The 14,256-nt window shown below is 70.0% G+C and carries 15 protein-coding genes; 11 read left to right on the forward strand and 4 right to left on the reverse strand.

The window, feature by feature from the left end:
- Window positions 1–39: 39 nt before the first annotated feature.
- The gene (locus AC1PLR_RS02825) at window positions 40–246 is read right to left on the reverse strand and encodes a hypothetical protein (protein WP_010342424.1); all 207 of its coding nucleotides are present in this window, start codon (window positions 244–246) and stop codon (window positions 40–42) included.
- A gap of 74 nt (window positions 247–320) precedes the next feature.
- Here AC1PLR_RS02825 and AC1PLR_RS02830 point away from each other — a divergent pair, with 74 nt between their 5' ends.
- Window positions 321–1,448 carry an exodeoxyribonuclease III gene (locus tag AC1PLR_RS02830; RefSeq protein WP_481102596.1) on the forward strand — a complete coding sequence of 376 codons (1,128 nt, stop codon included), beginning with the start codon at window positions 321–323 and terminating at the stop codon, window positions 1,446–1,448.
- A gap of 71 nt (window positions 1,449–1,519) precedes the next feature.
- Here AC1PLR_RS02830 and AC1PLR_RS02835 read toward each other — a convergent pair whose 3' ends face one another.
- Both AC1PLR_RS02835 and AC1PLR_RS02840 read right to left on the reverse strand, forming a co-directional pair.
- Entirely contained in the window at window positions 1,520–2,338 is an 819-nt protein-coding gene (locus AC1PLR_RS02835; protein WP_019800317.1) for an HDOD domain-containing protein, read from the reverse strand.
- Between the two features lie 157 nt (window positions 2,339–2,495).
- Window positions 2,496–2,969 carry a YehS family protein gene (locus tag AC1PLR_RS02840; protein WP_017913175.1) on the reverse strand — a complete coding sequence of 158 codons (474 nt, stop codon included), beginning with the start codon at window positions 2,967–2,969 and terminating at the stop codon, window positions 2,496–2,498.
- Between the two features lie 160 nt (window positions 2,970–3,129).
- Here AC1PLR_RS02840 and AC1PLR_RS02845 point away from each other — a divergent pair, with 160 nt between their 5' ends.
- The 4 genes from AC1PLR_RS02845 (at window position 3,130) to glpK (ending at window position 8,357) form a co-directional block, all read left to right on the forward strand.
- On the forward strand, window positions 3,130–3,972 hold the full coding sequence (locus tag AC1PLR_RS02845) for a DeoR family transcriptional regulator (protein WP_481102597.1): 843 nt from the start codon (window positions 3,130–3,132) through the stop codon (window positions 3,970–3,972).
- A 285-nt stretch (window positions 3,973–4,257) separates the two neighbouring features.
- Window positions 4,258–5,772, forward strand: coding sequence for a glycerol-3-phosphate dehydrogenase (gene glpD / locus AC1PLR_RS02850; protein ID WP_481102598.1), 1,515 nt, complete (start codon window positions 4,258–4,260; stop codon window positions 5,770–5,772).
- A gap of 160 nt (window positions 5,773–5,932) precedes the next feature.
- Entirely contained in the window at window positions 5,933–6,754 is an 822-nt protein-coding gene (locus AC1PLR_RS02855) for an MIP/aquaporin family protein (RefSeq protein ID WP_017916383.1), read from the forward strand.
- Between the two features lie 103 nt (window positions 6,755–6,857).
- Window positions 6,858–8,357, forward strand: a complete 1,500-nt coding sequence (glpK, locus tag AC1PLR_RS02860; RefSeq protein WP_152180520.1) for a glycerol kinase GlpK — start codon at window positions 6,858–6,860, stop codon at window positions 8,355–8,357.
- 112 nt (window positions 8,358–8,469) lie between these two features.
- Here the strand turns inward: glpK and AC1PLR_RS02865 are convergent, their stop codons facing one another.
- Entirely contained in the window at window positions 8,470–8,688 is a 219-nt protein-coding gene (locus AC1PLR_RS02865; RefSeq protein ID WP_010342416.1) for a hypothetical protein, read from the reverse strand.
- Between the two features lie 166 nt (window positions 8,689–8,854).
- On the opposite strand from AC1PLR_RS02865, the gene AC1PLR_RS02870 reads away from it, so the two are divergent.
- The 6 genes from AC1PLR_RS02870 to AC1PLR_RS02895 all read left to right on the forward strand — a co-directional run bounded on the left by AC1PLR_RS02870 (window position 8,855) and on the right by AC1PLR_RS02895 (window position 14,010).
- The gene (locus tag AC1PLR_RS02870; protein ID WP_481102599.1) at window positions 8,855–9,562 is read left to right on the forward strand and encodes an HAD-IA family hydrolase; all 708 of its coding nucleotides are present in this window, start codon (window positions 8,855–8,857) and stop codon (window positions 9,560–9,562) included.
- Window positions 9,559–10,017: a hypothetical protein gene (locus AC1PLR_RS02875; protein ID WP_481102600.1), complete on the forward strand. Its 459-nt coding sequence runs from the start codon at window positions 9,559–9,561 to the stop codon at window positions 10,015–10,017. The genes AC1PLR_RS02870 and AC1PLR_RS02875 overlap by 4 nt, the downstream gene beginning before the upstream one ends.
- A gap of 411 nt (window positions 10,018–10,428) precedes the next feature.
- Complete coding sequence (locus AC1PLR_RS02880) at window positions 10,429–11,463, forward strand: aldo/keto reductase (RefSeq protein ID WP_481102601.1); 1,035 nt, start codon at window positions 10,429–10,431, stop codon at window positions 11,461–11,463.
- Window positions 11,460–12,341 (forward strand): amidohydrolase family protein, encoded by an 882-nt coding sequence (locus AC1PLR_RS02885; protein ID WP_481102602.1) that lies wholly within the window; start codon window positions 11,460–11,462, stop codon window positions 12,339–12,341. The genes AC1PLR_RS02880 and AC1PLR_RS02885 overlap by 4 nt, the downstream gene beginning before the upstream one ends.
- Before the next feature lie 31 nt (window positions 12,342–12,372).
- Window positions 12,373–13,119: an SDR family oxidoreductase gene (locus tag AC1PLR_RS02890; RefSeq protein ID WP_481102603.1), complete on the forward strand. Its 747-nt coding sequence runs from the start codon at window positions 12,373–12,375 to the stop codon at window positions 13,117–13,119.
- A gap of 33 nt (window positions 13,120–13,152) precedes the next feature.
- Window positions 13,153–14,010 carry a fumarylacetoacetate hydrolase family protein gene (locus AC1PLR_RS02895; RefSeq protein ID WP_481102604.1) on the forward strand — a complete coding sequence of 286 codons (858 nt, stop codon included), beginning with the start codon at window positions 13,153–13,155 and terminating at the stop codon, window positions 14,008–14,010.
- The last annotated feature ends 246 nt before the right edge of the window (window positions 14,011–14,256 follow it).

Here is a 14,256-nt window from a genome sequence, read left to right on the forward strand (position 1 = left end):
CGGCCACGTTTGCCCGCGTGGCGCCGGCCGCGCTGACGCTCAGCGCTTGCCCGGGCGATCGGCCAGCGACGCCTGCAGCGCGGTGGCCAAGGCGGCGTCGCCGCTGACCAGCGCACTCCAGCGCAAGTCCAGGCCCTTGCGACGACCTTTCTCGGTGAGCTTCAGGCCTTCCGGGTCCACGGTCAGGGTGTAGTGCACGCCGTCGATCTCCAGTGCGCGACGCAGGGGTTTGTCGAGCGGGGTCATGCGGCGGCTCCCGTTTTCACGATGCGACGAGGGTAGCGGGGCCAAGGTGATGGCAGGTTCTGCACGCGTGCCGGATGAAGACGCTCAAGATCGCCACCTACAACGTCAACGGTATCCGCAGCCGCTTGCCGCAGCTGCTGCAGTGGTTGCAGCGCGAGGCGCCGGACATCGTCGGGCTGCAGGAGCTCAAGAGCGTGGACGCCGGCTTCCCGCTGGCCGAGTTGCATGCCGCCGGCTACGGTGCGGTGTGGATGGGGCAGTCGGGCTGGAACGGGGTGGCGCTGCTGGCCAAGGGCTGTGACCCGGTCGAGAGCCGGCGCGGCCTGCCTGGCGATCCGCGCGACACCCAGAGCCGCTACATCGAGGCGATGGCGCACGGCGTGCTGGTCGGCTGCCTGTACCTGCCCAACGGCAATCCACGCCCAGGGCCGAAGTTCGACTACAAGCTGGACTGGTTCGCGCGGCTGCAGCGGCATGCGCAGCACCTGGTGGCGCTGCCGCATCCGGTGGCGCTGATCGGCGACTTCAACGTGGTGCCCACCGATGCGGACATCTACAACCCGGCCTCGTGGCGGCGCGATGCGTTGCTGCAGCCGGAAAGCCGCCAGGCCTATGCGGAGTTGCTGGCGCAGGGATGGACCGACAGCCTGCGCCAGGTGCACGGCGAGCGCCGCGTGTACACGTTCTGGGATTATTTCCGCCAGCACTGGCAGCGCGATGCCGGGCTGCGCATCGACCACCTGCTGTTGAATCCACCGCTGGCCGCGCGCCTGCGCGACGCCGGCGTGGACCGCTGGGTGCGCGACCTGCCGCATGCCAGCGACCATGCGCCGACCTGGGTCACGCTGGGCGTGGCGCCGGCCCGCGGTGCAGCCAAGTCGTCGGCCAAGCCGAGGCGCAGTGTCGAAGGCGCTGGAAGCAAGACCACGCGCGGCGCTGCGAAGAAAGCTGCACGTACACCCGCGTCTGGCGCGACGTCCTCAGCGGCGAAGGCGGCAGCGCGGCCCAAGCGCAAGACGACGACCAAGGCCGCGGCGACATCGGAGCGGCCGACGCCGGCAACAAAGACGACAAGCGCGACAAAGGCCAAGGCCCCGAAAGCGCGCAAGCCGCACGCCGCGAGCGCGGTGCCGCAGACGCCCGCGCGCCGCGGCAAACGCCGCAAGCTATCCCTTCTCCCACCGGGAGAAGGTGGCGCGTAGCGCCGGATGAGGGTGCGGCGAAGCGGGGAAGGCACCGACCCCGCGCTACCGCCGCGTCCCGGCGGCTTCTCTTACTTCAACATCTCGGTGAAAGCGCGATCGGCCTCGATCACGTCCGGCAGCGCGGCGAACAACGCGTCCAGATCCACGTCGTCCAGCAGCGGGCCGGTCACCGCCTGCCGCGCCTGGTCGTTGGCGCCGCCGTGGCGCTGCAGCGCGTCGGCGACCAGCGCGGCCTGGGCGACGACCTTCGGCATCGGCTCGCCTTCCGGCGCCTGCAGCGGCCGCGCCTGGAAAGCGATGGCGGTCTGGATCACCTGCGGCAGATGCCAGCGCCGCGCCAGCTCGGCGCCCACTTCCGGGTAGCCGAAGCCCAGTTGCACGGTCTCGTCGGCGGCGCGGCCGCTCGAGGAGGCGTCCGGGTGCAGTTGTGCGGCGTAGTCGGGCGCACCGGTCTGGATCAGCAGTTCGCCGATGTTGTGCATCATGCCGCAGGTGAACGCGGTCTCCGCGTCCAGGCCCTTCTGCCGCGCCAGCAGCCGGCACACGCCGGCCACTTCGAAGCTGTGCAGCCAGAACGCGCGCAGGTCGAAATGCGCCGGCGCATGGAAGGCGCCGGTCACCGAGGAGGCCAGCACCAGGGTGCGCAAGGTGTTGAAGCCCAGGCGCAGCGCCGCGTCTTCCACCGTGGTGGAGTCGCGCGCGCCGCGGAAGCGCGCCGAATTGGCCAGCCGCAGCACCTTGGCCGCGATCACCGGGTCCCGCTCGATGTTGCGCGCCACCGCGTCCAGGCTGGTGCCCGGTGCATCGAACTGCAGGATCAGGTCCTGCGCCACCTGGGGAATGGTCGGCAGGGTGTGCAACTGGTCGAACAGCGCCTCTAGCTTCATGGGGACCCTCGGAACGGAACGGGAGGCGGGCAGGGCCGGCAGCCGGCCGCGCCGCCACGGTGGCGGAATGCGCGCATCCTACCGATTCGCGATGGCCGGCGTGTGGAAGACCGGCCTCGCGGCGACGGCCGCGCCCTGGTGCAGCGGAGGACGCGGCTCAGCCGGCGCCGCGCACGCGCAGGGTCAGGCCCTTGAGGAAGTTGCGCAGCAACTGGTCGCCGCACAGGCGGAAATTCTTGTGTTCCGGCTGCCGGAACAGCGCCGACAGTTCCGGCTTGGACACCGGGAAACCGGCGGCGTCGAAGATCTGATGCATGTCCACGTCCTTGAGCTGGAACGCCACGCGCAGCTTCTTCAGCACCACGTTGTTGGTGATGCGCGCCTCCACCGGGCGCGGCGGCAGGCTCTCGTCGCGGCCGCGGTAGTGGAACACCAGCCCGTCCAGCACATGCGCCAGCACCGCGTCGCTGCATTCGACGAAGCCGTCTTCGTCCTCCTTCTTCAGCCACGCCGGGATCTGCGCCTTGTCGATCGGGAACGCGGGATCGGCGAGGTGCGCCAGATCGACGATCTTCTGGTCGCTCAGGTCGAGCATGTAGCGGATGGAGCGCAGGATGTCGTTGTTGAGCATGGCAGGGACGGGAGTGCCGGGCGGCCCGGCGGGGGGCGCTAGTCTAGGCGCTGGCCCGCATCGGCGCGTAGACCGCGCAGGCCCAGGCCATGGCTGCGGTTCACCGAGGGTGTGCACGCGCTGCGGTTGCATCCACCGACGCATGCGCCATCATCGGGGCATGGACCATCCGATTCCCAAGCCGAACGCAGTCTCTGCGCTCAATCCGCGCCAGGAGCAACTGGTGGCGCTGGTGCGCCAGCAGGGCTACGCCGAGGTGGAAGGACTGGCGGCGCGTTTCGAGGTGACCCCGCAGACCATCCGCCGCGACCTGACCCTGCTGTGCGAGGCCGGCGTGCTGCGCCGCTACCACGGCGGGGTGAGCCTGCCGTCGAGCGTGGAGAACCTGGCCTACGCGGCGCGCAAGTCGCTGCAGGCGCAGGAGAAGCGGCGCATCGCCACGCTGCTGGCGCAGCACATTCCCGACGACGCCTCGCTGTTCATCAACATCGGCACCACCAACGAGGACGTGGCGCGCGCGCTGATGGGCCACAGCGGCCTGCGCGTGATCACCAACAACCTCAACGTCGCGGTGATGATGAGCGCCAACCCCAGCTTCGAGGTGATGGTGGCCGGCGGGCGCGTGCGCGGCCGCGACCAGGGCGTCACCGGCGAGGCCACCATCGAGCTGATCCGCCAGTTCAAGGTGGATTTCGGCGTGATCGGCATCTCCGGCATCGATCCGGACGGCACCCTGCTGGATTTCGACTTCCACGAGGTGCGGGTGGCGCAGGCGATCATCGAGCACTCGCGGCAGGTGTTTCTGGCCGCCGACCACAGCAAGCTCGGTCGCAACGCGATGGTCCGGCTGGGGCCGATCGGGCGGGTGCACGCCTGGTTCACCGATCGCGTGCCGCCGGCCGAGCTGGCCGCAGTGCTGGAGGCGGCCGGCACCCGCGTGTTCGTCGCCGAGGGCGATGCGGCCGACCAGGGCGCGCCGGCGCTGGACGCGGCCGCGGACTGAGCGAGGCCGGCCCTGCCACCGGGGTGGCACAGGGCGTGTGTTCGGATTGTTTCGTTAATGTTGCGTGATGTGGCGCGATCATCGCGCCACAGTGGTCCTGCGCGTCCGCCCGGCTGTCTCTGAGCTAAGCTGCTGGCCGGTTACGGCAGATTTCCAGGATGCCGTCGACGCCACGCTGCAGTGCAGCGTGATATGTTCGGAAATGTTCGTTTACGATCTTTTCGTCCTCAGTCCTGAACCCGGTGAGCGTGCCGGCGCCGGGACACGACACTTCCGGAGTCGGCTATGCGTGAGACCTACGATGTGCTGGTGGTCGGTGGCGGCATCAACGGCGCGGGCATCGCCCGCGACGCGGTGGGCCGCGGGTTGTCGGTGTGCCTGTGCGAGCGCGACGATCTGGCCGCGCATACCTCCAGCGCCAGCACCAAGCTGATCCACGGCGGCCTGCGCTACCTGGAGCAGTACGAGTTCGCCCTGGTCGGCAAGGCCCTGGCCGAGCGCGAGGTGCTGCTGCGGCTGGCCCCGCACATCATCTGGCCGCTGCGTTTCCTGCTGCCGCACCAGCCGCACCTGCGCCCGGCGTGGATGATCCGCACCGGCCTGTTCCTGTACGACCACCTCGGCCGCGGCCGCCGCACCCTGCCGGGGTCGCGGCGCCTGGCACTGCGCACGCACCCGGTGGGCGCGCCGTTGCGCGAGGAGTTCCGCACCGGTTTCGTCTATTCCGACGCCTGGGTGCAGGACGCGCGGCTGGTGGTGCTCAATGCGATGGACGCCGCGCAGCGCGGCGCGCGCATCCTCACCCGCACCCGCTGCGTCGGCGCGCGCCGCGTCGATGGCCTGTGGCAGGTGCAGTTGCAGCATGCAGACGGTCGCCGCGAGGAGCTGCGCGCGCGGTCGCTGGTCAACGCCGCCGGGCCGTGGGCGGTGCAGTTCCTGGACGAGGTGGCGCACGTCGGCCACGACCACGCGCTGCGCCTGGTCAAGGGCAGCCACATCGTGGTGCCGCGGCTGTTCGAGCACGACCATGCCTACATCTTCCAGCAGCCGGACCGGCGCATCGTCTTCGCCATTCCCTACGAGCAGGACTACACCCTGATCGGCACCACCGATGTCGACTACCGCGCCGACCCGGCCGCACCGCGCATCGACGGCGAGGAGACGCGCTATCTGTGCGAGGCGGCCAACCGCTACTTCCGCAAGCAGATCGCCCCGGACGACGTGGTGTGGAGCTACAGCGGCGTGCGCCCGCTGCTCGACGACGAGGAGGACAACGCCGCCGAGGTCACCCGTGACTACCTGCTGGAACTGGACACGCGCGACGGTGCGGCCCTGCTCAACGTGTTCGGCGGCAAGCTCACCACCTACCGCAAGCTCGCCGAGGAGGCGGTGGACCGGCTGACCGCGCATGCCGGGCGCAAGGCGCCGGCCTGGACTGCGCACGGTGCGCCGCTGCCGGGCGGCGAGCGCAGCGACATCGCCACGCTGGCGCGCGAGTTGCGCGCGGCACGGCCGTGGCTGCCCGAGGCCACCGCGCAGCGGCTGGCGCGCAACTACGGCACCCGCGCGGACACGCTGCTGGGCGATGCCGCCTCGCTGCAGGACCTGGGCCAGCACTTCGGCGCCGACCTGTACCAGGCCGAGGTCAACTACCTGCGCCAGCACGAGTGGGTAGTGGAGGCCGAGGACCTGCTGTGGCGCCGGAGCAAGCTCGGCCTGCGCGTGGACCCCGCCAGCCGCCAGCGCCTGGTCGCCTATCTGCAACAGGCGCCGGCCACGCTGGCCGCGGCACCGGCATGACGAAAACGCTGCCGTCGGCCCGGTTCGGGCCGCGGCGGCGCGTGCACAATCGCGCTGCGCCCGGCACCCGCCGCGGCGCACGAACCTGGACGCAACCGTGGAGGGTGGCAGGCATGGGTGGATCGACAGCGGCAACGACGGCAGGCCGGGAGGCAGGGGCATGAGCCGGCAACTGGTGGGCGAACTGATTTCCGAGGCGATCGCGATGCTGATCATCATCGCCTTCGGCTGCTCGGTGGCATGCATGTACGTGCTCTACGACCCCAGCCCGTACCAGCACGCCTACTGGGGCGTGTGCATCGCCTGGGGCCTGGCGGTGACCATCGCCATCTACGTCACCGGCTCGGTGTCCGGCACCCACGCCAATCCGGCGGTGACCCTGGCGCTGGCGCTATACCGCGGCTTTCCCTGGCCCAAGGTGCTGCCGTACTGGGTCGCCCAGGTGATCGGTGCGTTTCTCGGTGCGTGGATCGTCTACCTGTTGTTCGCGCCGGTGATCGACCACTACAACCAGGCGCAACATCTCACCCGCGCCGGCGGCGGTGCGGCCGGTGTGTTCTTCACCGCGCCGGGCCTGGCGATCACGCCGATGCACGCGCTGCGCGACCAGGTGATCCTGACCGCGTTCCTGATCTTCGGCATCTTCGCCATCACCGAGCGCTACAACGAGGCCGCGCCCACCGCCAACTCCGGTGCGCTGATCATCGGCCTGCTGGTGGCCACCATCGGCGCCTCGATGGGTTATCTGGAAGCCTGGGCGATCAATCCGGCCCGCGATTTCGGCCCGCGCCTGTTCGCCTACGTCGCAGGCTGGGGCTCCTCGGCGCTGCCGTCGGCCGACAATTACTGGTGGATCCCGATCGTCGGCCCGCTGATCGGCGGGGTGATCGGTGGTGCCGCCTACCAGTGGCTGATCTATCCGTTCCTGCCGGCGCGGGTGAAGGCGCTGGAGGAAGAACAGGCCGCCGCGCGCCGCGGCTAGCGCGCCGGCAGCGCGGTCGTTTCCGCGCGCGGCGTGCGCGCCTCCCTAATTCCCCGTTGGCGCCGCGCCTGTGCGCGCGGCGTGCATCCCGCAGGAGTCTCCGATGGAAAAGCAGTTCATCCTGGCCATCGACCAGGGCACCACCAGTTCGCGCGCGATCCTGTTCGACCGCCAGGGCCGCATCGTCGGCATGGCGCAGCGCGAGTTCTCGCAGATCTTCCCGCAGCCGGGCTGGGTCGAGCACAACCCGCGCGAGATCATGACCAGCGTTTACACCACGATCACCGAACTGCTCAACAACCACCAGGTGGACGCCAGCGCGATCGCCGGCATCGGCATCACCAACCAGCGCGAGACCGCGGTGGTGTGGGACCGCGCCACCGGCCAGCCGATCTACAACGCCATCGTCTGGCAGTCGCGGCAGACCAAGGACATCTGCGACCAGCTCAAGGCCGACGGCCACGAGGACATGGTGCGGGCCAAGACCGGCCTGCTGATCGATGCGTACTTTTCCGGCACCAAGGTCAAGTGGATCCTCGATCACGTCGAAGGTGCACGCGAACGCGCGCAGCGCGGCGAGCTGGCCTTCGGCACCATCGACAGCTGGCTGATCTGGAACCTCACCGGCGGCAAGGTCCATGTCACTGACTACACCAACGCCTCGCGCACGCTGCTGTACAACATTCATGAGTTGCGCTGGGACGAGGAACTGCTGCAACTGCTCGACATCCCCACCTCGATGCTGCCCGAGGTGCGCTCGTCCAGCGAGATCTATGGCAACACCCAGGGCCAGTATTTTTACGGGCATGCGGTGCCGATCGCCGGCATCGCCGGCGACCAGCAGGCGGCGCTGTTCGGCCAGGCCTGTTTCGAGCCGGGCATGGCCAAGAACACCTACGGCACCGGCTGTTTCATGCTGATGAACACCGGCGAGAAGGCGGTGGCGTCGAAGAACGGCCTGCTCACCACCATCGCCTGGGGTGTGGACGGCAAGGTCGAGTACGCGCTGGAAGGCGCGATCTTCGTCGCCGGCTCGGTGGTGCAGTGGCTGCGCGACGGCCTGCGCATGCTCGGCAAGGCCAGCGACTCGCAGGCCTACGCCGAGCGTGCCGGCGACAACGACGGCGTGTACTTCGTGCCGGCCTTCGTCGGCCTGGGCGCGCCGTACTGGCGCAGCGACATCCGCGGCGCGGTGTTCGGCCTGACCCGCGGCACCACCAAGGAACATTTCATCCGCGCGGCCATCGAATCGATGGCCTACCAGACCCGCGACGTGCTGACCGCGATGCAGGTCGATTCGGGCATCGAACTGAAGGAACTGCGCGCCGATGGCGGCGCCATCGCCAACGACTTCATGGCGCAGTTCCAGAGCGACATTCTGGACGTGCCGGTGCTGCGCCCGGAGGTGGCCGAGACCACCGCGCTCGGTGCGGCCTACCTGGCCGGCCTGGCCACCGGGTTCTGGAAGGACCGTGCTGAGATCGCCCAGCAGTGGGCGGTGGACCGCCGCTTCGAGCCGGACATGCCGGCCGAGCGTCGCGAAGCACTGTATGCCGGTTGGCAGCAGGCGGTGGAGGCGACGATGGGGTTCCGGATTCGTTGAGGCGCGCAAAACACGTAGGAGCGGTTTCAACCGCGACCGGGCATTCCTGGTAAGGCCTGGTCACGGCTGAAGCCGCTCCTACGACGGTGGATTCTCTCCGCCCGGCGATGGTTCAGACGTACTGCGTCGGCCCATGCGGACCCGGCACCGGGGCGTCGACGTCGCCGACCGGGTCCTGGATCGGCGGGATCGTCGGGTCGATCGGTTGGTCGGGAGTCGGATCGATCGGGCGATCCGGGGTCGGGTCGACACCCGGGTTCGGGACCTGGCCCGGCACCTCGTTCGGTGGCTGCTGCGGATCCTGGCCGGGATTGGGGGATTGCATGTGCATGGGCGTCTCCGTGCGATGAGAGTCCAGCGTGCGCGCTGGGCCGGCGGTTGCGGGTGAAGCGCACGGCAACGGTGGATGAAAGACGGGCCAATCCGCGCACCTCGCCGTCGCGATCGGCAGGCTTGTCGCTGGCGCCGACTCCAACGCTCCGGCATGCTGGCGCCGCATGCGCCACTACGACCTGGTCATCTTCGATTTCGACGGCACCCTGGCCGACTCGTTTCCCTGGTTCCTGGCGACCATCAACGGCGTCGCCGACGAGTTCGGCTTCCGCCGCTTCGACGTGGCGCGGCTGGATGAGATCCGCAGCCTGAGTGCACGCGAGCTGATGGCGCGCAGCGGCCTGCGCTGGTGGCGGGTGCCGGCGGTGGCGCAACGCATGCGCGCGCTGATGAGCGCGCAGATCGCGCGCATCGCGCTGTTCGACGGCGTCGCCGAACTGCTCGCGCAATTGGCGCAGGCCGGCGTGCAGCTGGCCCTGGTCACGTCCAACAGCCACGCCAACGTCGCGCGCGTGCTCGGCCCGGCGCTGCTCGCGCAGTTCCGCGACGTGCGCTGCGGCGCGGCGGTGCTGGGCAAGCGCCGCAAGCTGCGCGCCAGCCTGCGCGCCTGCGGCGTTCCCGCCGCGCGGGCGCTGTGCGTGGGCGACGAGATCCGCGATGCCGAGGCCGCGCGCCAGGCCGGCATCGCGTTTGCCGGCGTGGCCTGGGGCTACACCTTGCCGGCCGCGTTGCAGCCACACACGCCGCTGCCATTGCTGCAGCGGCCGGACGCGCTGCGGGCGCTGGTGCTGGGTACCGGTGCCTGCGCGCAGTCGCGTGCGGCGCAGGCAGACGCGCGCGGCGCCTGCGCGGCCGTGGGCGGTGACGCATGACGTGGCTGCCCTATGTGGTCGCGGGTGTGATCGCGGTCGTCTTCCTCGGCAGCGCCACCCTGTCGATCGGCGCGCTGTATCGCATGGGGCGCAACCAGGTGACGGACCTGCTGGAGGCTTCGTTCCGCGAGCAGGCGTTTCCGGGTGAGCACGGGCCGTTGCGTGGCAGCGACCTGACCGTGGTCAAGCGATCCAAGCAGACCATCGAGGGTAGCTACGGCCATGTGTATTCGATCGCGCCGGGTGCCGCGCTGCAGACCGCCGATGCGTTCTGGTACTGCGTCGGGCCGGGACCGAGCTGGTTCCTGGCCATTCCGGTGGTGACGTCCGGCTTCGGCGAGGCGCAGGTGCGTTGGATCGTGCGGCCGATGACCGAGGGGCGCATGCGCGTGGCGCTGCAGTTCGACCGCAAGGCGACCCGCCTGGCCTTCGGTACGCGGCCGGCTGCGCACTGAGCCTGTCGGCGCAAGCAGAGCGTCGGAGGCGCGCGGGGCGAAGGGACCTGTCGATCACGTCCTCGCGCCATCCCACTATCCTCGGCCTGCCAGCGGCATGCGCCGCCACCGACGCCGCGGAATCCAGCGGCGCACCGAGTGCCATCGGGTGGACGTCGGCCCCGCCATGCGCCCGCTGGCTCGGCCGGGCGCCGAGCGGAATTGCTGCGCTGCAGGTTGATTGTTCACTTGTGATTGCTATATTCATATGCGAACAGTCGCTGTGCCATCGCCATCCCGGGCGTGCATGCTGCGGCCTTCCTTCATCGCGCCCGATCCCGGGCAGAGGCGTGCCATGCGTGACCCCAGCAACTTCCGTCCCTCGCGCGTCCGTGGGCGATCCGCTGTGGCCGTCGTTCCGGGCGTGCGCGCATGGCGCTGAACGCTGTCGCCCCCGACGCCGCCCTGGCGTCGCGCGCGCTGGGCCGAAGTGGCGTGCAGTTGTCCACCCTGGGCTTCGGCGCCGCGCCGATCGGCAATCTGTACGCCGAGGTGGACGATGCGGTGGCGCTGGCCGCGGTGGCCGATGCCTATGCCGCCGGCATCCGCCATTTCGACACTGCGCCGTACTACGGCTACGGGCTGAGCGAGCAACGCCTGGGGCAGGGCCTGCGCGGGCTGCCGCGCGCCAGCTACACGCTTTCGACCAAGGTCGGGCGCTGCGTCTACGACGATGCCGAGGCCGCGCCGGGGCGCGATGGCTTTGCCGTGGCCGGGCGCCGCGCCGAGTTCGACTACAGCCGCGACGGCGTGCTGCGTGCCTTCGAGAGCAGCCTGCAGCGGCTCGGCACCGATCACATCGATGTGCTGCTGCTGCACGACATCGGCCGCCTGACCCACGGCGAGCGCCATCCGGCGATGCTGCGGCAGGCGCTGGACGAAGCGCTGCCGACGATGGCCGCGCTGAAGGCGCAGGGCGCGTGCCGGGCGATCGGCATCGGCGTCAACGAAGAAGACGTGGCGGTGGAACTGATGCCGCTGTTCCCGCTCGACTGCGTGATGCTGGCCGGCCGCTACACCTTGCTCGAACAGCACGCCGCGCAGCGGATCATGGCGCAGGCGCTGCAGCGGCAGGTCGGCATCCTGGTGGCCGGGCCGTACAGTTCCGGCCTGCTGAGCGACGCGCGGGGCCCGGGCGAAACCTACAACTACGCGCCGGTGGATGCGGCCACGCTGCAGCACGCGCAGCGCCTGTTCGCGGCTTGTGCGGCACACGGCGTGGACGTGGGCGCGGCGGCGCTGCAGTTTCCGCTTGCGCATCCGGCGGTGAGCGCGGTGGTCGCGGGCATGCGCACGCCGGCGGAAGTGGCCAGCGCCGCCACGCGCCTGCGCGCGGCGATTCCCGCGGCGCTGTGGCAACAGCTGCGCGACGACGACCTGCTGCGCGCGCCGGTGCCGACGCCGTGACCATCATCGACGCCCATGTGCATTTCTGGCGCCTGGCGCGTGGCGACTATGCCTGGCTGACCCCGGACCTGGGCGTGCTATACCGCGATTACCTGCCCGAGGACCTGGCCGCGACGCTCGACACGCAGGGCGTGACCGCGCTGGTGGCGGTGCAGGCGGCGCAGAGCGAGGCGGAAACCCGCTATCTGCTGCAACTGGCGCGGACCGAACCGCGCATCGTCGGCGTGGTCGGCTGGGTCGATTTCGACGCCGCCGATGTTGCTGCGCGTATCGCCGCGCTGTGCGCCGACGGCGCCGGCCTGCTCAAGGGGCTGCGGCCGATGGTGCAGGACCTGGCCGACCCGCAGTGGCTGGCGCGGCCGCAGCTGGATGCGGCGTTCGACGCGCTGCTTCAGCACGATCTGGCCTTCGACGCACTGGTGCGTCCGCTGCATCTGCCGGCGCTGCTGGCACGGCTGCAGCGTCACCCTCACTTGCGCGTGGTGCTGGACCATGCCGCCAAGCCCGCCATCGGCGGTGCCGACTTCCGGGCCTGGGCAGACGGCGTGGCGCAACTGGCGCAGCACCCCAACGTGGTGTGCAAGCTGTCCGGCCTGCTCACCGAACTGCCGGCCGACGCCGCCATCGACGATCCCACACTTGCCCCCTACGTGGCGCACCTGTTCGCCAGCTTCGGCGCGCAGCGGCTGCTGTGGGGCAGCGACTGGCCGGTGCTGACCCAGCGTGCCGACTACCCCGCGTGGATGGCGCTGGCGCAGGCCTGGGTCGCGCAGCATGCCGCCGGCGCCGCGGAGGCGGTGTTCGCCGGCACTGCGCGGCGCGTCTATCGCCTGTCCGATCCGATTGCTTCCTCCCCCACCTGGAGTCCCGCCCCATGACCACCTTCGCGTCCGTTTCCGGGAGCCGCGCATGAGCGGCCGTCTGCAAGGCAAGCGCTGCCTGATCACCGCCGCCGGCGCCGGCATCGGCCGCGAGAGCGCGCTGGCCTGCGCACGCGAAGGCGCGCAGGTGCTGGCCACCGACATCGACGCCGCCGCGCTGCAGGCTTTGGCCGCCGAGGCCGATGGCATCGTCACGCAAACCCTGGACGTCACCGATGCCGCCGCGATCCAGGCGCTGGTGGCGGCGCAGCCGACCTTCGACGTGCTGTTCAACTGCGCCGGCTACGTGCACCAGGGCAGCATCCTCGACTGCGACGCGTCGGCCTGGAAGCGTTCGTTCGCGATCAACGTCGATGCCATGTACTACCTGTGCCAGGCGGTGCTGCCGGGCATGCTCGCGCAGGGGCGCGGCAGCATCGTCAACATGTCCTCGGTGGCCTCCAGCATCAAGGGCGTGCCCAATCGCTTCGCCTACGGCGTCACCAAGGCGGCGGTGATCGGCCTGAGCAAGGCCATCGCCGCCGACTACGTGGCCAAGGGCATCCGCTGCAACGCGATCTGCCCCGGCACGATCAAGACGCCGTCGCTGGGCGAGCGGGTCAAGGCGCTGGGCGGCGACGAGCAGGCGGTGTGGAAGAGCTTCACCGACCGCCAGCCGATGGGCCGCCTGGGCGACCCGCGCGAGATCGCGCAACTGGTGGTGTACCTGGCCTCGGACGACTCCTCGTTCACCACCGGCCAGACCCACATCATCGACGGCGGCTGGTCGAACTGACCGCGCCTTCCCCTTTTCGATAGAGGACTTCCCATGAAACTGCTGCGTTATGGCGAACCCGGCCACGAACGCCCGGCCCTGCTCGATGCCGACGGCCACCTGCGCGATCTCTCTGCGGTGATCGACGACGTCGCCGGCGAGCATCTCACCGCCGCCGGCCTGGCCAGGCTGCGCGCGCTCGACCCGGCCACGCTGCCGCAGGTGGACGGCGAAGTGCGCTACGGCGCCGCCGTGGGCCGCGTCGGCAAGTTCATCTGCGTCGGCTTGAACTATGCCGACCACGCCGCCGAGTCGGGCATGGCGGTGCCGGAGATGCCGGTACTGTTCATGAAGGCCACCAGCGCGATCAGCGGCCCCAACGACACCGTGACGATCCCGCGCGGTTCGCTCAAGACCGACTGGGAAGTGGAGCTGGGCGTGGTGATCGGCGATACCGCGCGCGACGTGTCGGTGGACGAGGCGCTGTCGCACGTCGCCGGCTATGCGGTGATCAACGACCTGTCCGAGCGCGCGTTCCAGCTCGAGCACGGCGGGCAGTGGGTGAAGGGCAAGAGCTGCGACGGCTTCGGCCCGATCGGCCCGTGGCTGGTCACCGCCGACGAGGTGCCGGACCCGCAGAACCTGTCGATGTGGCTGGAGGTCAACGGCCACCGCTACCAGAACGGCAGCACCCGCACGATGGTGTTCGGCGTGGCCGAGCTGGTCAGCCACATCAGCCGCTACATGACGCTGTTGCCGGGCGACGTGATCAGCACCGGCACGCCGCCGGGCGTGGGCCTGGGGCAGAAGCCGCAGGTGTACCTGAAGCCGGGCGACGTGATGCGGCTGGGCATCGAAGGCCTGGGCGAGCAACGCCAGGCCGTGGTCGCGCATCCGCGCGACGCGCAATAAACAACGCGCGAGATGTAAGCCCCTCTCCCCTCGGGAGAGGGGTTGGGGTGAGGGTACGGGGCGAAGCCACCTCGCCATGCATCCCGGTGTGGCTTTCGCTCGCGAGAGAGCAATCCCGCTGCTTGCTCCTCGCTCCGTTCTTGTTTTGCAGGGTCGGCTGCAGCCATGCACCACCGCACCCTCACCCCAACCCCTCTCCCGAGGGGAGAGGGGCTGCTCCATCGTTGTTTTCGACCGTTCCTCTTT

Source organism: Xanthomonas sp. NCPPB 3570 (assembly GCF_056725115.1).